General features: G+C 35.6%; 14 protein-coding genes. 2 read left to right on the forward strand and 12 right to left on the reverse strand.

The features are described from left to right. Positions 1-26 precede the first annotated feature (26 nt). The 8 genes from Q9B79_RS07005 to Q9B79_RS07040 all read right to left on the reverse strand — a co-directional run bounded on the left by Q9B79_RS07005 (position 27) and on the right by Q9B79_RS07040 (position 15,222). A complete protein-coding gene (locus Q9B79_RS07005) occupies positions 27-1,469 on the reverse strand; it encodes an MDR family MFS transporter (RefSeq protein WP_306183156.1) in 1,443 nt (480 codons plus the stop codon). Beyond that, positions 1,469-1,693: an MbtH family protein gene (locus tag Q9B79_RS07010; protein ID WP_306183157.1), complete on the reverse strand. Its 225-nt coding sequence runs from the start codon at positions 1,691-1,693 to the stop codon at positions 1,469-1,471. The genes Q9B79_RS07005 and Q9B79_RS07010 overlap by 1 nt, the downstream gene beginning before the upstream one ends. Further along, a complete protein-coding gene (locus tag Q9B79_RS07015) occupies positions 1,690-8,847 on the reverse strand; it encodes an amino acid adenylation domain-containing protein (RefSeq protein WP_306183158.1) in 7,158 nt (2,385 codons plus the stop codon). The genes Q9B79_RS07010 and Q9B79_RS07015 overlap by 4 nt, the downstream gene beginning before the upstream one ends. Before the next feature lie 33 nt (positions 8,848-8,880). Continuing rightward, positions 8,881-9,774, reverse strand: a complete 894-nt coding sequence (locus tag Q9B79_RS07020) for an isochorismatase family protein (protein ID WP_306183159.1) — start codon at positions 9,772-9,774, stop codon at positions 8,881-8,883. 24 nt (positions 9,775-9,798) lie between these two features. Next, the gene (locus Q9B79_RS07025; RefSeq protein WP_306183160.1) at positions 9,799-11,415 is read right to left on the reverse strand and encodes a (2,3-dihydroxybenzoyl)adenylate synthase; all 1,617 of its coding nucleotides are present in this window, start codon (positions 11,413-11,415) and stop codon (positions 9,799-9,801) included. A 27-nt stretch (positions 11,416-11,442) separates the two neighbouring features. Then, a complete protein-coding gene (dhbC, locus tag Q9B79_RS07030) occupies positions 11,443-12,627 on the reverse strand; it encodes an isochorismate synthase DhbC (RefSeq protein WP_306183161.1) in 1,185 nt (394 codons plus the stop codon). Positions 12,628-12,653: 26 nt separating this feature from the next. After that, positions 12,654-13,424, reverse strand: coding sequence for a 2,3-dihydro-2,3-dihydroxybenzoate dehydrogenase (gene dhbA, locus Q9B79_RS07035; protein ID WP_306183162.1), 771 nt, complete (start codon positions 13,422-13,424; stop codon positions 12,654-12,656). A 598-nt stretch (positions 13,425-14,022) separates the two neighbouring features. Then, positions 14,023-15,222 (reverse strand): L-lactate MFS transporter, encoded by a 1,200-nt coding sequence (locus tag Q9B79_RS07040; RefSeq protein ID WP_306183163.1) that lies wholly within the window; start codon positions 15,220-15,222, stop codon positions 14,023-14,025. A 565-nt stretch (positions 15,223-15,787) separates the two neighbouring features. Between Q9B79_RS07040 and Q9B79_RS07045 the strand changes: the two genes are divergently transcribed. Beyond that, the gene (locus tag Q9B79_RS07045; protein ID WP_000646794.1) at positions 15,788-15,973 is read left to right on the forward strand and encodes a YkvS family protein; all 186 of its coding nucleotides are present in this window, start codon (positions 15,788-15,790) and stop codon (positions 15,971-15,973) included. 210 nt (positions 15,974-16,183) lie between these two features. Here the strand turns inward: Q9B79_RS07045 and Q9B79_RS07050 are convergent, their stop codons facing one another. Then, the gene (locus Q9B79_RS07050; RefSeq protein ID WP_000214798.1) at positions 16,184-16,483 is read right to left on the reverse strand and encodes an ArsR/SmtB family transcription factor; all 300 of its coding nucleotides are present in this window, start codon (positions 16,481-16,483) and stop codon (positions 16,184-16,186) included. A 331-nt stretch (positions 16,484-16,814) separates the two neighbouring features. On the opposite strand from Q9B79_RS07050, the gene Q9B79_RS07055 reads away from it, so the two are divergent. Continuing rightward, a complete protein-coding gene (locus Q9B79_RS07055) occupies positions 16,815-16,988 on the forward strand; it encodes a hypothetical protein (protein WP_306183164.1) in 174 nt (57 codons plus the stop codon). Between the two features lie 117 nt (positions 16,989-17,105). On the opposite strand, the gene Q9B79_RS07060 is transcribed toward Q9B79_RS07055, so the two are convergent. From Q9B79_RS07060 to Q9B79_RS07070, 3 genes are read right to left on the reverse strand one after another with little or no spacing between them, the layout of a single operon-like run. Next, positions 17,106-20,195 (reverse strand): AAA family ATPase, encoded by a 3,090-nt coding sequence (locus Q9B79_RS07060; RefSeq protein ID WP_306183165.1) that lies wholly within the window; start codon positions 20,193-20,195, stop codon positions 17,106-17,108. Continuing rightward, positions 20,192-21,349: an exonuclease SbcCD subunit D gene (locus tag Q9B79_RS07065; RefSeq protein WP_306183166.1), complete on the reverse strand. Its 1,158-nt coding sequence runs from the start codon at positions 21,347-21,349 to the stop codon at positions 20,192-20,194. Before Q9B79_RS07065 ends, Q9B79_RS07060 begins: the two co-directional genes overlap by 4 nt. 15 nt (positions 21,350-21,364) lie before the next feature. Next, complete coding sequence (locus Q9B79_RS07070; RefSeq protein WP_212956488.1) at positions 21,365-21,604, reverse strand: DUF2584 domain-containing protein; 240 nt, start codon at positions 21,602-21,604, stop codon at positions 21,365-21,367. Positions 21,605-21,614 lie beyond the last annotated feature (10 nt).

A 21,614-nucleotide genomic window follows, 5' to 3' on the forward strand; every position in this document is an offset into this window, starting at 1 on the left:
CCAAAAGAATACTATCATGATATAACTTATTCATTTACAACTTCTTTCTCTTTTTGTAATACGGGTAACGGCTTTTTCTTCTTATTTGACATTACTTCTTTATCAGAAATACGTAAAGAAAATAGTAATGCTACGAGTAAAAATATTGCAGATCCAATTAATGCAGCTTGATATGGTATGAAATCTGACTGTGTATAATTCTGTATTTCATTACTTCCAAATCCAGATAATATGCTAGTTAAAACAGCAACTCCTAATGCAGATCCTAATCGATTTTGCACATTAAATATAGTCGTTGCTCTCCCCATAGAAGGTGGCGCTATATTGTTAAATGCAGAAAATTGAACTGCTCCAACAGACTGGCCTAAGAAAATACCTATGCCAAACAATAATGCCCGTATTTGCCATGGATTCGTATCGTGATTTACAAAACTTAATAAAACAAAGATAATCGCCGTACAAATTAACCCAATAGAAATTACTTTACGAGCTCCTAATTTCTTATATGACCATGGTACAATCTGTGACGATATCATTAACCCAATCGCCTCTGGGAATGTCGTAAGGCCTGATTCCAATGCGGAAACTCCTATTACATTTTGATACATAAGAGGAAAAACAAATAACATTCCTAGTAAACCAGCGGATGAAAACAATGAAATAAGACTCATCTTTCTAAAAACAGGTTCTTTTAATAAGCGTAAATCTAACATCGGTTGCTTTACTTTAAGTTCAACAATGATAAACAATGTAATGAATACAATCCCAGCTATTCCAGTACTTATAATTTCTGGGGAAACCCATCCTTTTGATGGTCCTTGACTGAGCGCATAGATTAGCATCGAAAATCCTGGTGTTGAAAGAATAAAACCAAGAGAATCAAAGCGACCAGCTGATTTTTCAATATGCTCTTTTAAAAATAGTAGACCGAACAGTAACGCTACGATTCCAAACGGTACATTAATATAAAATGCCCAGCGCCAAGACATTTGATCTACAAAAAAACCGCCAATAATTGGTCCTACTGCCGGTGCTACAGCAATTGGCAACACAATAAATCTTGAAATTTTCGGCCTTTCCTCCCGTGAAAATGTTCGAAATAACATCGCCATCCCAACTGGTGTTAAAAGCCCCCCGCCAGCACCTTGCATGATGCGAAAAAGATTCAATGAAGTAATATCGTTCGCTATTCCACATAATGCAGACGCAGTTGTAAATACGAAAAGAGCGGTTAGAAATACTCTTTTCGTACCGAAGCGATCTCCTAACCAACCAGAAATCGGAAGGAAAACAGCTAAGCTAACTAAATACCCAACATTAACAGTCCCCATTGCAGATGGAGGTACTTGTAATTCTTTACTTATTGTTTGGAGTGCTACATTCACAATTGTTGCATCCATCGCAGCCATAAACATCGCTGTTATATATACGATACTTACAACTACTTTTGGATTTATTTTTGCCTTCATTATCGTTTTCCTACTAATATTTTTTCGCCCACATGATTACTTTTTGGATTCAAATCTTCCCAGTTATTTTCAACATATTGTAAACAATCATTTCTACTAGCCTCTTCATGTACAACATTCCAACCAATAGGTACGTCAAGAAAGACAGGCCAGAGAGAATACTGGCCCTCCTCATTTTTTAATACTCTATATGTGTAATTATCATTTTCAAATGGATTCGTCATACTGTACTTACCCCTTTCTTATCCTGCAAATATTTCGCTAATACTTGTCCAATTTCTGTAAGTGGTCCTGGTTGACATAAATCTTTATGTCTACAATCAATATCGTATTGCACAATTTGCCCATCTAAATAATTTAGCCACGTATTTGGAGAAATAGGATCAAACCAGTCTGGTATAACAGTAGATCTAAAGAATAAAATATCTCCGTTATAAACTTTCGGTACATATTTCCCTAACAATCCTACCGAATTTACATATGTTTCTTTCAAATTCAAAATAGTCTCTTCTTCAAGACTTGCTAATGCACTTCCATCTTTACGAAGTATTTCTACTGCACTTTCCATCGTAAGTGGTTTACCATCCATGTTATCTGGATCGTATCCCCCTAAAGCAAGTAATGCGATTAATGCTTCTTCTTCAGTAGGTGCTTCCGTATTCGGTAAAAAGTGACCAGGATAAGAATCTAGCATAACGAGTAAGTCTACTTCTTCCCCTTCATTTTGCAGTTGCGCCGCCATTGCATGCACAACATTTCCTCCAAGTGACCAACCGAGTAAACGATATGGTCCGTGAGGCTGTACTTCACGAACGTGTTTTAAATAATCCGCTGCCATCTCCTCTAAACTTTTTGGAAGTTCTTCATTTTTAGCGATACCACGTGCTTGGACACCGTAGATTGGATAATTTGTTCCTAAAGATTTCATAAGTCCTGCATAGCACCAACTTAATCCACCTGCTGGGTGTACACAAAATAGTGGCAATTGGTCTCCGCTTGCTCGTAATGGAAGCAACACATCGAGTGCACTTTGTCCATTTCCCACTTCAAGTCTTTCAGCAAGACCTGCAACAGTAGGTGCTGCAAATAAAGTTCCGATATTTAATTCTACCCCAAGCGCTTCTTTAATACGGCTCATAAGCTGCACTGCAAGAAGTGAATGGCCACCTAGATCAAAGAATCCGTCATCAATTCCAATTTGAGGTACACTTAGTACTTCTGTAAACAAGTCACATAACATTTCTTCTTGCGGTGTTCTTGGTCCACGACTAGAAGATGATGCGATAAATTCTGGGGCTGGCAATGCCTTTCTATCTAATTTACCGTTTGGAGTTAAAGGCAACTCATTTACTACTACAAAAGCGTATGGAACCATGTAATCTGGTAAACTATCTCCAGCATACTTACGCATTTCATTCGTATCAATCATTTCATTATTTGATGCGACGATATAAGAAACCAATCGTTTATCTCCTGGTTGATCTTCCCGTACAATAACCGCTACTTGCTCAACTTTAGGGTGTTTCATTATTACCGCTTCTATTTCTCCTAATTCAATTCGGAATCCGCGAATTTTTATTTGGTGATCTGCGCGTCCTATATAATCTAGCGTCCCATCTTGACGCCAACGTGCTAAGTCTCCAGTACGATACATTCTTGTACCTGGCTTGCCAAATGGATCTGCAATAAAACGTTCTGCAGTTAAACCTGCTCTTCCTAAATATCCACGAGCAAGCCCTGCGCCTGCAACATACATTTCTCCAACTACTCCTGGTGGCACGGGTTGTAAATAGTTGTCTAACACATACACTTTAAGATCAGGTATACTACACCCAATTAAACTGTTTGCTCGTAAAGAGACGATAGTTTCGTCTAATTCAATATAACTAACATGTACTGTCGTCTCCGTAATACCGTACATATTAATAAGCTTTGGTGCATTATGAGAATGTCGACTATACCAATCTTCTAAGCGACTTAGCTCAAGTGCTTCTCCTCCAAAAACAACATATCGTAAAAATAATTTTTGGCCAATCTCTTCATTTTCACGATCTGCTTGCATCAATTGATAGAACGCTGATGGAGTTTGGTTTAAAACAGTTACCTTTTCTTTAACAAGAAGCTGTAAAAATTCTTTCGGTGAGCGACTCACACTATGTGGCACTACGACTAAACGTCCTCCATATAATAAAGGTCCCCAAATTTCCCAAACTGAGAAATCAAAAGCGTATGAATGGAACATCGTCCACACATCGTCTGCGTCAAATTGGAACCAATGATCAGTTGCTCCTAAAAGTCTTACCACGTTTTGATGAGGTATCATAACGCCTTTCGGTCTACCTGTTGAACCTGATGTATAAATAACGTAAGCAATATGTGAAGGAGTTAATGGTTTCAAGCGCTCCATTTCATCAATATTGTCTTCACTATATTTCTCAATTTCTTCTATTACTTTTACATCATCAACTAAAATTTTCAGTTCCTCATCACATTCAACTTCCACATCTAAATTTGTTAAAACACAGGATGGTTTCGCATCGTGGAGCATAAATGAAATACGATCAGACGGGTAATCTGGATCCAATGGAAGATAACCTGCTCCTGCTTTAAGAACCGCAAGTAAACTCACAACCATATTTAAAGATCTTGGCATTGCTAAAGCAACGAGTTGATCGGGACCAATTCCTTTTGCTATTAGCAAACGAGCTATTTTATTCGCTTTTTTATTTAACTCTTCATAAGTTAACTTTTCATCTTTAAAGACGACAGCAATAGAATTTGGATTTATATGAACTTGCTTTTCAAATAATTGCGACAATGTCATTTCTGGTACAATTTGAAAACCACCATTCCACTTTTCTAACACTGTATTTTTCTCTGGTAACGTTAATATTTCTAATCTACCAATTGATTGATCAGGATTCTCCGCTGCATCATCTAATAATAAAATATATCGTTCTATTAATTTTTGTACAGTTTCACGTTTATATAAATCAGTACTAAACTCTAACAATCCATGTAAGCCGTTTGGAGTACCATCAACTCCGTTACTCTCGCTAATTTCAAATGTTAAATCAAATTTCGCAGAGCCAACGCTTTGAATTTCAAGGCTCGCTTCTATATCCGGAGCATCAAAGGTTGCTTCTGGAGTATTTTGGAAAGCAAACATAACTTGAAACAGCGGATGACTATTTCGAGTACGTACTGGATTTAATACTTCAACAAGTCGTTCAAATGGTACATCTTGATTTTCATAAGCTACAAGATTTGTTTGCTTCACTCTATTTAATAATTCTTTAAAGCTTGGATCTCCTGATGTATTTGTACGTAACACTAATGTATTTACAAATAAACCGACTATGTCAGAGAGAGCATCATCATTTCTTCCAGCAATCGGACTACCGATTGGTATATCGGTACCTGCACCTAATCTTGTAAATAGCGCACTTAGTCCTGCTTGCAGTACCATAAACAAACTAACTCCATTTTTCCGTGCAAGCTCTACTAACCTACTATGCATACCTGCATCTATATGAAAATGAATTGTTTCTCCGCGGTAACTCGTTTCAACTGGACGCTGGTAATCTGTAGGTAACTCCATTTTGTCCGGTAAACCTTCTAGCTCCTTCTTCCAAAAATCTAATTGTGTTGAAATGAGACTTTCTGGTGTAGTTTCATCACCAAGTAATTGCTGTTGCCAAAGTGCATAATCTGCGTATTGAACTGGAAGTGTTTCCATCTGTACGCTGTCACCTTGACATCGTGCTTTATATGCCGTTGTAAAGTCTCTCGTTAACGGTTGTAATGACCAGCCATCCCCTACAATATGGTGCAATAAAATTAGCAATACATGTTCGTCTTCATTCACTGTAAATAGTTGCAAACGAACTGCTGGCTCAACATCAAGGTTGAAGCTATATCTTACCGCCTCTGCAAGCACACTTTCTAATTTCTCTTTACATATTTTTGTTTTAATCATTTCTAGATTTAAATCTTCCATATCTAAAATTTTCTGATAGGAACTACCTAATATGTTAGGGAAAATTGTTCTCAGTGTTTCATGTTTCTCGACTACATCATAAAAGGCACCTTGTAATGCGTCCTCATTCAACTTTCCAGACAAACGAATGACTAACGGGATATTATAAGTAGGGCTTGGACCTTCTAAACAATGTAAGAACCATAACCTACGCTGTGCAAATGAAAGCGGAACTTCACTTGGTCTACTTACTTTCTTAATAGCTGGTCTAGCATTTTTGGCTTGCCCCAATTGCTTCGCTAGTTCAGCAACAGTTGGCGATTCAAATAGTTTTCCAATTCCTAATTCAACACTTAACGTTTCACGAATTCTTGTCATTAAACGCGATGCAAGAAGCGAATGGCCACCCATTTCAAAGAAATTATCGTCTATGCTAATACGAGAAACACCAAGTACTTCTGCAAATAAATCACATAATATTTCTTCTTTCGGATTTCTAGCAACTCTCTCATTGTTCATTCCATTAAAATCAGGAGCAGGTAATTTCTTTCTATCAACCTTTCCATTTGGTGTTAATGGTAATTCTTCTAGCGACACAAATGCGGATGGCACCATGTAATTCGCTAAACTTTCTGAAATATAAGAACGAATTTCTGAAAGATGAATCGTTTCCTTCTCTTCGGCAACGATATACGCGATGATTCGTTTATCATTTGGACGGTCTTCTCGTACCATTACTACTGCTTGCTTAATATTTTCATGGCGTTGTAATGCCATTTCAATTTCAGCTAATTCAATTCGGAAACCACGGATTTTTATTTGATGATCTGCTCGGCTCACGTATTCTAGCACACCATCATTGCGCCATTTTACAAGATCGCCAGTACGGTACATGCGCTCTCCTCGCTCTCCATAAGGATTTGCAACAAACCGTTCAACCGTTAACTCTGGTTTTCCTAAATATCCACTTGCAAGTCCTGCACCTGCAATATATAATTCACCAATAACTCCAGGTGGAACTGGTTGTAACCCTTCATCTAGTACATACACGTCTGTACTCCAAATTGGCTTTCCGATAGGAGGTATACCACTTTCCCTTTCATCGATGTTCATAACAGTAGACCAAATAGTCGTTTCAGTTGGTCCATACAAGTTTGTAATAGTGCAACCTAATTCTTTTAATGTATTTGCTAAATTGGCTGGAAGAGCTTCGCCACCAATGAGCACATTCAGTCCTTGTAGCCTCTCTCGATATTCCGTTACTAACGCCTGCCAGAGCGTCGGTGTAGCTTGCATAATTGTCACTCTTTCTTCTTGTAACAATGCCGTTAACGCTGAAGGTTCTTGAATTACCTCTTTTTGAGCAATTGTTATACTTGCCCCACTAATAAGAGGTAAATAAATTTCAAGAGCTGAAATATCAAACGCAAATGTTGTAACTGCTAATAAATGATCGTTTTCATGTAATGAAAACATATCGTCCATAGCCAATAAAAAGTTACTTAAAGCTCTCATAGGAACAATTACACCTTTTGGATTTCCTGTTGATCCTGAAGTATAAATTGTATAAGCTGGGTTTAAAAGTGATTCATCATTTCTAAATGGTAGATTCATATGAGAATATGCTTTTAACGCTAGTTCTGTTTCTTCGCGATCTAATTCAATTTTTTTCATATCATTTTCTCTAACTAAAGCTGATGAAACAGATGAATGTGTGATGATACAAACTGGTTTTGCATCATTTACTATATAATCAATTCGCTCGGCTGGGTATTCCGGATCTATTGGTAAATATGCTGCACCAGCCTTTAAAACTGCTAGCATGCTAACTACCATTTCTATTGATCTTGGAAATACTAAAGCTACAAACTGATTTGGCCCTATTCCTTCTTCTACTAAATAGTGTGCTAGTTCATTCGCCCGTTCATTTAGCTCTTTATACGTAAGATTTATTCCGTTACAAGTAACTGCTATTTTATTTGGATTTTTTTGTACTTGTTTTTCAAATAATATAGGTAGAGAGATTATCTCTTCTGCTTCTTTAGTTTCATTCCATTCGAATAAAACTTTATGATTTTCTTCAGGAAGAGTAATGTTTATGCTTCCAATCGACGCATCTTTTTCATAATCATTTATCAGTAATTCTAATACATTCATAAATCTTTCTTTATGCAATGCTAGTTCCGCACCATTATATACTTCCGGATTCGCATCAAAATGAATCATTAGCTCAGTTTCATCGAAACGTTTATAAACATTTATCGATAAATCATCGACTGGTCCTGCTGATAAATTATGTATAATACCACGATTCCCAGCAAAGTTAAGCCCATAATCAAAAGGCATTACATTCACTAACGGCCCAAATAACCTTTGATTTTCACCTAGTAACTTTAAATCTCTCCTTAATTCTTCATGACGATACTTATGATGACGACGTACGTCTCGGATTTCTTTAGAAACTTGCTGCAATAATTTCGAAAGAGTTATATTTGGAGTTACAGTGAGACGAAGTGGCACTAAATTCATTACCATACCCGGTGTATAAATAGATGCTGAACCGAGACGCCCCATCATCGGTAAACCTAAAACAATATCATTTGTACCTGTTACTTTATGCATATAAATACTTGTTACAGCGACAATAAATTCCGGCCAATTTGTTAATGAAATATTCATATCTTCTAGTAAAGTTTTCGTGCTAGAACTGGATAAATAAGCTGTTTCTCGTAAAAATCCATTTGATGTTCTCGGCGCGCGTTCTGCTAAACTTACAACTTCTGGTTCATCTGCAAACTTCTCTAACCAAAAAGTACGATCTTCCTGAAATTGTTTAGACTCACGATACTCCATATCTTCTTGTACAATTTCCGCAAAAGAACCAAATGGCTTCTCTTTCTTATTTGTTTCTTCTATAAGTGTTGTATACTCTTTCGCTACCTTTTGGCTAAGAAGTGAAAATCCATAGCCATCCATCACAATGTGATGGATGCGCTGATACCAAAAGAACCGATTATTTTCAACTTGAATAAGTGCCTCAGTAAATAATGTATCTGTTTGCAAATCGACTGGCATAGATAAATCATTTTTCATCCATACTTTAGCAGCTTCTTCAGGATTTTTTTCTTTACGAACGTCAATGAAATGCATATGAAACTGTAATTCTTCAATAACTTGCCATGGACCAATTTCATCCTCTTCGAAACGAACATGAAGTGCTTCCGCTTCCATTACAACTTTACGTACAGCTAATTCAAAAATGTCTTGATGAATATTTCCGTTTATTTCTACATATTCCCCAGTATTATAAATTGGATTAAGCGGATCTAATTGTTGCGCAAACCACATACCAGACTGCGCAGATGATAATGAATGACGAATCTTTTGACTGTTAGGCATTCTTTACTACCCCTTTATTATGTAGTCTATTTGTTACAGCACCTGTGCTGTTTGTGAAGATAGTAAACTGTACCAACCCGCAACAGTTGGACGTTCTGCTAAATCTGCAAAAGTGATTTCTTTCCCTTCACGACGCCACTTTTCTACTAAACTCATAATTCTGACCGAATCAAGCCCTCTATTTAATAAGTCCTCATCAATATCAATACTCTCTACTGGCTCACGAAGTAGTTGTGCAACTAGTTCATGCACTTCCTGTATAGTGACCCCTTCACTCTCTTCACCTTTTACACTTTTTAAATTGTTTAACAGTAGGTTTGTTGATGTCGTTACTGCACATCTATTAGATGCATACTCCAATGCTTGTTTATGATGCTCTAGTGAAAAATCAGCAACTGCGTCTGCTACAAAGAACGGCTCTATACCATCCATAAATGCTTCACAAGCTGTTAAAAGGCAGCCAATATGCGCATAAATACCGCAAATAATGAGTTGATCTCTTCCTTGTTCATTTAAAATTTCTAATAGATTTGTCTTTTTAAATGCACTATATCTCCATTTTGTTAGGAATATATCATCCTCATCAGGAGTAAGTTCATCAACAATTTTCTTTTTATCTGGTCCAGCAGGAATACCGTCACCCCAAAAGTCTTGTAATAAACCTCGTTGTTCTAACGTTTGCCCACCAGGTTGCGCTGTATAAACAACTGGTATACCACGTTCCTTACATTTTTCTCTTATCATTTTAATATTTGAAATAAGTTCTACTTTTGGTGATTCTTTATCGCTATATGCATCAAGAAAATATTCTTGCATGTCATGAATTAAAAGTACTGCACGTTTCGGATCTGGTATCCAATTCACTTTATTTTTTGGTAGTTCTGATTCAATTGGCATTTTATATACTGAAATAGATGGGATAGCCATCTAATCACTTCCTTCCGGTTTTTATTATTGTTTTACTGTAATAAGTTTTTCAGCAATGACTTTACGTAGTTCTTTTTTACTGACTTTTCCGACTCCTGTTTGCGGGAATGATTCAATAAATTCAATTCGATCTGGAATTTTATAAGCAGCTATACCACGTTCTCTTAAAAACATTTTTAATTCACTTACTGCCGGAACTTGTCCGCGAGCTATAACAAAAGCACAGGTGCGTTCACCTAAATAATCGTCAGGCATAGATACAATTGCTACGTCATGGACCGCATCGTGTGCTAATAGATGATTTTCAACTTCTTCCGCAGCAACTTTCTCACCACCACGGTTAATTTGATCTTTATCTCTTCCTTCTACAAGGATGTATCCTTGTTCATTTACTTTTACAAGATCACCTGTGCGATAAAATCCATCCTTTGTAAATGATCGTGCATTATGCTCTTCGGCTTTATAGTAACCACGAATTGTATATGGACCTCGCGTTAATAAACTACCTACTTCGCCCGGTTTTACATCGTTGTCATTTTCATCAACAACTCGTACTTCATCGAGTGCAGACATTGGTCTACCTTGTGTATGAATAATAACTTCTTCAGGATCATCTAATCTTGTATAGTTCACTAATCCTTCCGCCATACCGAATACTTGCTGTAATGTACATCCAAATGTAGGGCGTATACGTTTTGCAACTTCGGCACTAAATTTCGCACCACCTACTTGAATTACTTCTAGACTCGATAAATCGTTATTACGTGAAGAGGCAGCATCAAGCCATATCATTGCTAATGGTGGAACGAGAGCAGTAATCGTAACTTTTTCTTTTTCAATAAGTGCAAATGCCTCATCTGGACTACCTCCAGTTGCCAGCACAACTTTTCCACCCGCATAAAAAGTTCCAAATGTTCCAGGAGAACTCATCGGGTAATTATGTGCTACCGGAAGAACTGCCATATAGACGCTCTCTGTATTCAAATTACAAATTTCAGCACTAACACGTAAACTATATATATAATCATCATGTGTTCGAGGAATTAATTTAGAAAGTCCCGTTGTCCCCCCTGATAATTGGAGAAACGCAACATCACTTGGCTGAACTTCTGGTAATGGAACGGGATCTATATATAAATCACTTATGTTCACAAATTCTTCTTCTTCTCCCACAACAATTACATGTTGTAAAGTTGGTACTTTCTCTTTCACTTCTCTTGCTAGTTTTCGATAATCAAAACCGAGAGCCTTATCTGAAATAACGTAAGCACTCGCCTCACCAAACTCACAAAAATAACTAATTTCACTGCTTCGATGTGAAGGTAATGCAAAAACAGGAAGTGCCCCAATTCGAAATAACGCAAAACATACTTCGAAAAACTCAATAACGTTAGGTAGCTGGATTACAACTCGATCCTCTTGCTTTATTCCTAAATTCAATAAACCTGAAGCTAAGCGATCTACTTTTTTATCAAGCTGATTATACGTAATATGCGTATTACCACTTACAACTGCAATTTGATCGCCATATTTTTCAGCCCGCTCTCTTAACATCCCACCAAATGTTTCACCAAGCCAACACCCTTCTTCTCGATAACGATCCGCAAATTCTTTTGGCCACTTTGTATAACCTGTTAACATTCTTTCTTCCCCCTATTTTTCATTCAGTTAATTTTCACTTAACCCTAGAGCCTTCAGCATTGTTTGGAACTTAGCTGATGTTTCTGCTAACTCATCTTCTGATTTTGATTCAGCAACAACTCCCGCTCCTGCAAATAATCGGAGTGTATTTTCTTGCACTTCAGCACAGCGTATTGTAACAATCCATTCACCATCTCCATTTAAGTCGCTCCATCCTAGCATGCCTGTAAAGAATTCACGGTCAAATGGCTCAATTTTTTGAATCGCCTCTCTCGCTTCTTCCATCGGCGTTCCGCAAACTGCTGGCGTAGGGTGAAGAGCAATTGCTAATTCCAAAGAAGTAGTATTTGGATTCTTTAGTTCACCTTTCACTTCAGTAGACAAATGCCACATCGCTTCACTATGAATAACAGATGGCTTTTCCGGAACATGTAATGTATGACAGTACGGACGAAGCGCTGCAGCAACTGCTTCTACTACTACCGCATGTTCATGTAAATCTTTTGGAGAAGAAAGCAATTCCTCTGCTCTTCTTTTATCTTCAACTTGATCCTCACTACGTGGTCTTGAACCAGCTAACGGATTAGAAATAACTTGCATACCATTACGTGAAACAAGTAATTCAGGGCTTGCTCCAATTAACGTCTTACTATTCTCGTTTTCATCTTTCGATAAGTTCACAGCAAATGTATAACCGTGCTTATTATGCTCTGCTAATTCTCGAAGAAGTTTTTTCTTATCAATCTTTTCAGAAGATTTAACATCTAACGATCTGGATAGAACGATTTTCTTTAAATCCCCGTCCTGTATTTTTTTGATCCCTTGCTTCACACCATTCATATACACTTCAGGTTCTGGTACAGGCGTCATTTCAATAGTTAAGTTCGCGTTTGTTTCAAGCTGATTTGTTGTATCCAATTGTAAACGATCAGAAATTCTGCTATATTCTGGGATGATAAGTTGAACTTCTTTTCTACAATCAAATGGCAAAGCACCTACAACGATAGGATTCGGATTTCCTGCTTGTTTTGCATTACGTAATTCTGCTTGCACAAACTCTGGAAAACTTTCAATTTCACGATGCTTTACTACAGTAGACTCTCCTTCTGTCAATATTGTTCGCGTTGGTGAAGCAAAAAAGAATGAAGATTCAGTCTTATAATTTTCTAGTAATTTTTCTGACAGTTCCTTTACAGCCGTAAATTCATTCATAGTATAGTAACCCCCTAAATTTTTTATTAAACTCCTAATGTAGCTCCGCCATCGACACATAAATTGTGCATTGTAATATGACTCGCTTTATCTGAAGCTAAAAACAATACCGCTTCAGCAATTTCTGAAGGCTTTGCAATTTTTTGTAACGGTATACCGAGTCTATATGTACTTTGAGTACCTGCTATTATATTTTTTGCTCCATTCTCATCAGTCCATAGTAACCTTTGCATTTCAGTTTCAGTTGAACCTGGAGAAACTAAGTTACAACGAATGCTGTACTCTGCAAGTTCTAATCCTAAACACTTCATAAACATCGTCGTTGCAGCTTTTGATGCAGCATACGCAGCCATCTCCATTCTCGGAGTATTTGCTGCATTTGAACCAACTGTAACAATTGCCCCTGACTTTCTTTGCATCATACGTTTACTTACTGCTCGGGACATATAGAAAACGCCTGTAGAATTTACAGAGAATGTTTTATCCCAATCTTCATCACTTAAAGAGTGAATCGCTCCCATACGTAAAACCCCTGCAACATTTACTAATATATCTATCGGTGCTATTTCATTTTCAATATCATTTACCATCTGTTCAACTGCTGTACTATCACTTACATCTAAGCAAAACGTTTTCATATGTGTTTCATTTAAGAGTTTGTTTAATCCCTCTTCATTTTGATCAACCGCAATAACTGTAGCTCCTCTTTCTAAAAACATTTTGGCAACAACACTACCTATACCTTGGGCTGCACCTGTTACTAAAACCGTTTTCCCATCAAATTCCCCTAAGTTCATTTCCTCTATCCTTTCATTTGAAATATAATCTAATCAAACAAATAATGATAATGATTATCATTATCGATGTAAAAAATAATACACTTACTAAACTAATTGGTCAAGTGTACTTTTCAACAAAATACTATTCATTGATAATGTTTTTCATTTAATATCATTACATCGAAATGATAATCTTTCTCAATAAACTTGTCAACCTATTTTTATTTTTCAGATAAAATATTTTAGTAATTTTCAATACAATTACATCTAAAAGTATTAATAAGTACTTACATTAATACTTTAATTCATACTCCTCTTTGTAAAAATTGAAGAAGATAAACTATAGATACGTTTATTTATAATGCTTTATGAAAAACTCAAGTATATACTTTCTCAATATTTTTCTGAAAATATATCTTGCAATTATCAATGTATGTCTTGTTAATAATTTAAGATTTAATATGTATTTCGAATATAATCCAAATAACAATTCCACTCCCTTTTTTGTCTCAAAAAAACCGAAAAAATTATATAACCCCCTTAAAATAATTCAAAAAAGCACCCTATTTAACAGGATGCTTTTTCGTAATCATAGTGTTATAGAAGATTTATATACTTATGCTACGCTGCGATATTCTTCTTGTTCTTTTTTCTGTTTAGGTGCTTGAATTAAAATTGCGATAATGAATGACACGACACATAATACCCCAATCACCATGAAGGTTGGTTTGAATCCACCTAGAAGTGCACCGATAAAGGAACCTGCAAGCGCTCCGAATCCAAATCCTTGATACACAATTCCGTAATTTTTACTATGGTTTTTCATACCGAAGAAATCACCGACAATAGCTGGGAAAATAGTAATATTTCCACCAAAGCAAAATGCTACACTTGCTACACATACGAAGTAAATACCGTAATTTAAATCTACAAAACTTAGAACTAATACTGAACTCGCCATAACAACAAAAGTACCGGTAACGATTTTCAAACGACCAATTTTATCTGATAAAGGCCCTAGAATAATACGACCTAAAGTGTTGAATATTGCAACCATAGCCACCGCATTAGCTGCTGTCGCTGCGCTAAGCCCTACAAGTTGAACACCAATGTCTTTTACCATACCAATTAAGTATAAGCCACTCATACATGATGTAAATAACATAATAAATAATAAGTATACTTGTTTTGTACGTAACATTTCTTTCGTTGTGTACTCATGAGTTTTTGTTTCATGAACTGCAACTTGATCAGCAGCTTGATGGATTAAACAAGCTCCAATGACAATCATAGCTGTAACAATTAAACCCCAGTATATAAATGCTTGGGATACACCAACTGATTCGATTAACTGTGCGTTAACGTATTTAAAGATTAAACTACCTGAACCATATGCAGAGACAGAAATTCCAGCAATTAAACCTTTACGCTCTGGAAACCACTTTATTAAATTGGATAATGAAGTGATATATGCTGTACCATCTGCATAACCTACAACAACTCCCGCTAGTACATAAAGCAAAATTAATGAGGAAGCTTGTGAACTAAGTACTAATCCTAGTCCTAATGCTAGTCCAGCTATTATAATAAGCTTACGAAGTCCCCATTTTTCTTGCAATTTACTTGCAAATAAAGTTGAAAATGCTAAGGAAAGACTAGTAATTGAGAAAGTTATAGCAACTGCGTTAAGGCTCCAACCGTATTTACTAACTAAAGGCTGATTGAATAAACTCCACGTATATATTGTTCCAAGCCCCATTTGTACGATGACTGTGCCAAGGACAACAAGCCATGGATTAACAGTTGATTTTTTCATACCTTTCCGCCTCCTCTTTCTATTTCAATGCTTTTCGCTAAATTTTGTTTTTTTATATTCATTTTGGTCACCTCTTTTGATTTAACACCTTCATTGTATAAGATGTTTCTATTTATGTAAGCACTTACAAGACAGAGCGTCAAAAACATGGAATCAGTTACAGAAAACGAAGAACGAAATACAAAAAATAGCTTTTTAAATACGTAATAATTATTTAAATTGTTTTGTATAAGTTCGATTTACATATGTTTTTGAATCCTTTTTTAAATAGTAAAACAATAAAACCGTCTCTTTAATATTAATTAAAGAGACGGTTTTATTAGATTAATTCATAGACCTGACTTTCTTTATACGTTTATAATTGTTTCTTCAAATGTAATAATTGGCTCTACAAATTCCATCATAATAAAAGCAGTTTAATACGTCTTGCTAAAACTTCTTTTCATTCTGCACACATAGACAACAAATATTTCTTTGATAAATAAAACTAAATATTCACTAATATCCCTTTACGTGGTTTAATATATATAATAAAAAATATTTCTGTCTTTAATGAGGAGGTACTATGAAAGCAAACGTAGGGGATACTATACTTTTTCAACGAAACAATTTAAAGATTACAGGATCTGTACTAAAGCTTTATACTGAATCGGTCTTAGTTGAAATTACAAATGTAAGCGGTGGTACTTTTGAATTTGAACGAACAATTGTAAATCATAAAAACTATAAAATATTAAATACGAATACATAAAGTGAAACTTTAATCAGTGGGGGTTTTGTTCATCCCCCACTGATTATTAGTTGAACCAATCGGACGTTTACGGACAGTTGATCTCCCACCTAACTTCTTTGCTCCAACTGAATTTTGAGGTGGGAGATCAACTGTCCGTTAACGCGGGATAAAGCAACACAAAATAGCCCCTGCTCACCAGCAGCGGCTATTTTATATGAAAATACTTCATTAATTTATATATCCTAAAACACTTACAATCTTACTCGCTTTTAAATTATTAATGTGATAATAAATTTCTAAACCTCTTCGCTCAGCTCGTAACACTTTGCCCTTCATTTTTGATAAATGTTGCGAAACAGTCGATTGTGGAATATTTAGTAATTCTGTTAATTGAGTTACATTACAAGTTTTTCTCGTACTTAATTCATTTACAATTTGTAAACGGATTGGGTGCGCCATAATTTTTAAAATATCTACATCTTCTTCTGAAACTAAACTTTTTCTCATTTCACTCGTATATGTTGTCATAAGACATTCCCCTTTTATATGAATTCCTTTTATTTTGATCTATTTCCAAAATTTTTAAAACTCTGACAGAAAACCTTTATATGAAAATAATAGAATTTTAAATTTTTGAAAACAGAACGTAATACAATTCACTTTATTTATTTGGTACATATACATAATACAATGTTAATATGTGCTCTATGTGAAGTTAGCATAAATTTATAATGAAGATTTTTCAAATCATTCACATGTAACTATACACCTCCTCATAACACTATCCAGTGATTTTAACATATTTTAGGCGTTTGTATATACTATCTACAAAATAAATATTGTTTAGGGGGGATTTCAAATGCCAACAGTGCTACAAGAAGAAGTTGAAGAAGCACGTGAAACGTATGTCAGTCGTATCATTTTGGTCAGTGGATCAGCTTTATTTTTAGTCGGTGGTGTTATATCCGCAATTTCGGCTTTTAAAGCTTATAATCGCCTGGAAAATACTCCACCTGCTACAGATAACTCGTAAATAAACTATCTAATTCTGAATAACAAACAAATGCCGTCTCTAAAAAGAGACGGCATTTGTTTTATCATAAGTTCTTTACTATGAAATCGCAAACAATACTTTGAATTACAACTGAACTTACTTCACCACAAACCTAGTCTGACTACACCCATCCTTCCGCTTCGTTACTTCTAATACAGCTGGCATTGCGTTTTTCAGTTCTTGGACGTGTGAAATGACACCGATAAATCGGCCTGATTTTTGTAAGTCAATTAAGGCGTCCACTGCTTTTGTTAATGACTCCTCATCTAACGAACCAAACCCTTCGTCGATAAACATCGTTTCGATCGAAATACCGCCTTCATACGCTTGAATGACGTCTGCCATTCCAAGCGCTAAACAAAGTGATGCATTAAATTTCTCACCGCCAGATAATGTTTTTACATCACGTGTTTGGCCGGTATATGCGTCGTATACATCTAAGCCTAATCCACTTTGGCGATTTCTCTTTTCAACTCGTTCACTTCGTTTTAAATAAAATTGTCCGTTTGATAATTTACGTAATCGTTCGTTTGCAATTTGAACAATTTGTTCTAAATACTCTATTAAGATGTAACGTTCAAATGATATACGGCTTTCGTTGTCACCTTTCATTACTTCATATAAATCAACAAGTTCTTGGAAAGCTTTTTCTTCCTCATGAATTTGCTCATCAATACGTTTAATATTTTCATGTAAATCAGAAATATATGTTACCGCATTTTGTGCACGTTGACGTTTTTCTTTAATGATATCAAGATTAATTTCTAGTTCTTGTATGTGTTCACCTAACGCTGTAATATCCATATACTCTTTATCTTTTAATTCAGCACGTAACTCTTCAATTTGTTTTGCAAGTACTTCAAGAGATGAATAATAGCTTTGAATTTCTTTTTGTAACATATCCAACTCGGCATCACTTAATTTGGCCTCTTTATACGTGGATTGATCTGTAAATCCGCTCTGCTCAAGCTCTTTCATAAAGCGCGCGAAGGTCTCTTCTTTCTTCAATTTTGCACTTTCAAATTGATTTGAAGCACCTTCTTGTTCTGCTTGAATACGTATATTTTCATTTTGCCAATGTTGATACGCTTCCTGCACTTTCTTCCATTCGTCCTCCATTAATTTGAGTTCATGCACAGCTTGGTCAAACTGGATTTTCCAGGCTTGTACTGTTTGTAAGCTTTCAGGAATATTTTTCTTATCATGTTCATATGACGTACGAAGCTGCATACATTCCATTTCTGTACGGTGCTGCTCTATTTCTATCTCACGCTTTTGCTTCTGAACTGCATCTACTTTTTCCTCTACACTTTTTAAATTCATAGCTGTTTGCTTACGCGTTTCTTCGCTTGCTTTTAACGTATTCACTTCAGTTGCTAATTGTTTTCCTTTTTGAACAAGCGCACTATATGTTTCAGCTAATTCTTCTGAGCGATAGCCTCGCTTCTTAACCTCTTCAATTACTTGCTCATATTGAAGATGATAGAAATTCCATTTCTCCTCTACTTGCACATGTAATTTTTCAGCGGTATTCTTCTTGTCTCTTAAATCATTTAACTCTTTTTCGTCAATCGCATCGCTTTGCTCTGTAGCTTTTTTCGGATGGTTCGTGCTGCCACATACTGGACAAGATTCACCATCATGTAAATGAAGAGCTAATATACCAGCTTGTTCACTTAACCAGCGACGTTCCATATTTTCATATGCGTTCACTGCCGATTGCATGTTATTATATGCTGCTTCTTTTTCTTTCTCGAATTTTTGTTTTTCTTGCCAAACATCATATGCTTGCTTTAAAACTTTTGCATCTTCTCGCATATTCGTTAGTTCTTCTACTTTAGCTACGTATTGTTCAAGTGCTCGTTCTAATTGCTGTAATTCATCAGACATTAGCTGTTTATGATTTGTATGCACTTCTAATTGTTGCTCTAAATTTTGCATACTTGCTTTTAATTTACCTACTTGAACTTCTGCATTTTGTAAATTCAATTGTTTCTCAGCTAATGATGCAATAATCGGTTGTAACTCTTCTAATCTTTGAACGAGTTTTTTTGCATTTTCTCTCTCAGGCTCTTTATTCTTTACCTCTTCATATTTCTCCTGAGCAAGTTCAAAGTTATTCGTTATATTTTCTTTTTTAGCGATTATTTGTTTTAACAAACTTTCAGCCTTCTGCTCATTTTGCATTGCTTCTTCGTACCACTGTTCAAATGGTAATAAGCGCTTCGCTTGTTCCGCACGTTTAAAAGATGTTTCTTTCATTTCAATCACTGTACGGTTTTCTTGTAAAGTATTATATTTCTCATTCTTTTGTTGTAAATCTATAAATTTCTCATTTACAGATTTCGCTGCATGAAAACGTATTTCAGCATCCTTTAATTGCTTCGTTTGAACATCTTGTTCTACTTGTAATTGATCCACCTCTGCCTTGTACGCAGCTGTCTCTTGTTCTAATGCCTCTACTACTTGATGCGTATTTACATGGTCTTGTTCCACTAATGTCTCTAATAAAAATCCATCACGAATTGGTAATTTAAAAACATTACGGAAATATAACTCTCTCTCTTTCTGTTTTTCTTGTAAGACATCTTTCCATTGTTTTCGTTTTTGATCAAGTAACTCACGCATTAACTTATAACGATCTGTTTTAAAAATACGACGCAAAATTTCTTCTTTGTTTTCTGTTTCAGATGTTAATAATTTTCGGAATTCCCCTTGTGGTAACATTACAATTTGGCTAAACTGATGTTTACTTAAACCAATTAAATCTTCCACTTTTTTATTTACATCCGTTACATGGAAACGATCAACAGCTGGAACCTGCTCATCATCAATCACTTCATATAATTCTACTGCATGTCCCGTAATCGTCTTGTTCCCTTGTTTTTTATGTCCAAGTTGGCGTTTTATTTCATAACGCTTCCCTTTTAGCTGAAAGGTTAGTTCTACACTTGTATACACGTTATCATCAGCAAATTGACTACGAAGCATGCTCGTATCACTACGTTCTTCTCCGCTTGCCTCACCATATAACACATAACAAATCGCATCAAAAATCGTTGTCTTTCCAGCTCCTGTATTCCCAGAAATGGCGAAAATACGATGATCTCCAAGATCGTTAAAATCGATTACTTCTTTCTGTTTATATGGGCCAAATGCCGTCATAATAAGCTGAATCGGTCTCATCCTCGTTCACCTTCCCGTTCTTGCACTGTTTGTAATACTTCTACAAATAGACGTTCTTTCTCTTCTGATAAATCTAAGCCTTTCATTTCTTTATAAAAAGCCTTTAATAGTGATAAATCATCCATTTTATGTCTTGAAACAGTTACTTCATTTGACTCTGTGAATTCTTGTCTTTGAATAAATCTTTCAACATGCATTGCATTTGGATATACAGAGCGTATTTTTTCCATTGGCTGCAAGACAGGATTTTCATCTAATAATTTTACAAACACGTAATCTTCACTTACTGGATGTTGTAATAATTCATCTATTTTCGCTTCTACTGTTCGCATTTTACGGCGTGGTGTAAGTAACCTTTTTTCAATTGTTACTTCACCTTGCTCGTCCAATTCCACAATATAATATCCTTTTTTATGTTTTTCTTCAGAAATAGAATATGCAAGTGGAGAACCTGAATATCGAATTGTCTCATTACGTACGAAATGCGCTTGATGTAAATGTCCAAGCGCTGTGTAATGAAACTTATCAAAATAATGACTATTTACGTATTCAGCACCACCAATTGAAAGTGGTCGTTCTGCATCACTTGTATTCTCCTCCGCTTCGCCCGCAGAAGTTACAAATGCATGACCAACAAAGACATGTCTAGCTTCTTTATCCATCGTTTCAGAAAGCTCATTCATAAAAATACGCATCGCATCATCATGATAACGTACGTCTTCATTTTTCAATACATGTCTCACTATACTTGGATCCGCATATGGAATGAGATGGAAGTGAACCTCGCCATATTCATCATTTAATATAATTGGCTCATATGGGAATTGAAATTGTCCCACAATAAATAATCCTTGTTTCTTCATTAAACTACTACCAAAATGAATACGATCTGGACTATCATGATTTCCTGCAACTGCAATAACTGGCGTTTGTAAATCAATCACTATTTTTTGTAAAACATCATTTAATAAGTCTACTGCTTCTGTAGGTGGAATTGCTCGGTCGTATAAATCACCTGCAATAATTACAGCATCTGGTTTTTCTTCCTCAACAGCTTGCACAAACTGATCTAAAACAATCTTTTGATCTTCAGTCATATACACGCCATGAACAAGCTTTCCTAAATGCCAATCCGCTGTATGAAATAACTTCATATTTTCCTGCTCCTTTTAATTTACTGAATTTAGTGATACGAGTTGATAGTTTAGTGTAGTTTTTCCGTTCTCCCACTCTAACTTTTGTATCATTGCACTACCAATTCTTTCTTCATTTGATTTATATAAAGGTAATATTTCTTGAACTGTAAATAAGTGATAACCATCCAATTTTAATTGAAATATGTTTTCTTCTATATGTAATCTTACTTCTTTTTCATTTGAAATAATTTTTGTGTGCATCTCAAATTTCATGATAGATACA

The organism is Bacillus sp. MHSD_36 (assembly GCF_030757775.1).
Taxonomy (GTDB): Bacteria; Bacillota; Bacilli; order Bacillales; family Bacillaceae_G; genus Bacillus_A.

What these genes read in the sequence shown, in the direction of transcription:
- Q9B79_RS07005 (WP_306183156.1), bottom strand. Translation starts at nt 1,469, where the DNA reads ATGAAGGCAAAAATAAATCCAAAAGTAGTTGTAAGTATCGTATATATA.
- Q9B79_RS07010 (WP_306183157.1), bottom strand. Translation starts at nt 1,693, where the DNA reads ATGACGAATCCATTTGAAAATGATAATTACACATATAGAGTATTAAAA.
- Q9B79_RS07015 (WP_306183158.1), bottom strand. Translation starts at nt 8,847, where the DNA reads ATGCCTAACAGTCAAAAGATTCGTCATTCATTATCATCTGCGCAGTCT.
- Q9B79_RS07020 (WP_306183159.1), bottom strand. Translation starts at nt 9,774, where the DNA reads ATGGCTATCCCATCTATTTCAGTATATAAAATGCCAATTGAATCAGAA.
- Q9B79_RS07025 (WP_306183160.1), bottom strand. Translation starts at nt 11,415, where the DNA reads ATGTTAACAGGTTATACAAAGTGGCCAAAAGAATTTGCGGATCGTTAT.
- dhbC (WP_306183161.1), bottom strand. Translation starts at nt 12,627, where the DNA reads ATGAATGAATTTACGGCTGTAAAGGAACTGTCAGAAAAATTACTAGAA.
- dhbA (WP_306183162.1), bottom strand. Translation starts at nt 13,424, where the DNA reads ATGAACTTAGGGGAATTTGATGGGAAAACGGTTTTAGTAACAGGTGCA.
- Q9B79_RS07040 (WP_306183163.1), bottom strand. Translation starts at nt 15,222, where the DNA reads ATGAAAAAATCAACTGTTAATCCATGGCTTGTTGTCCTTGGCACAGTC.
- Q9B79_RS07045 (WP_000646794.1), top strand. Translation starts at nt 15,788, where the DNA reads ATGAAAGCAAACGTAGGGGATACTATACTTTTTCAACGAAACAATTTA.
- Q9B79_RS07050 (WP_000214798.1), bottom strand. Translation starts at nt 16,483, where the DNA reads ATGACAACATATACGAGTGAAATGAGAAAAAGTTTAGTTTCAGAAGAA.
- Q9B79_RS07055 (WP_306183164.1), top strand. Translation starts at nt 16,815, where the DNA reads ATGCCAACAGTGCTACAAGAAGAAGTTGAAGAAGCACGTGAAACGTAT.
- Q9B79_RS07060 (WP_306183165.1), bottom strand. Translation starts at nt 20,195, where the DNA reads ATGAGACCGATTCAGCTTATTATGACGGCATTTGGCCCATATAAACAG.
- Q9B79_RS07065 (WP_306183166.1), bottom strand. Translation starts at nt 21,349, where the DNA reads ATGAAGTTATTTCATACAGCGGATTGGCATTTAGGAAAGCTTGTTCAT.
- Q9B79_RS07070 (WP_212956488.1), bottom strand. Translation starts at nt 21,604, where the DNA reads ATGAAATTTGAGATGCACACAAAAATTATTTCAAATGAAAAAGAAGTA.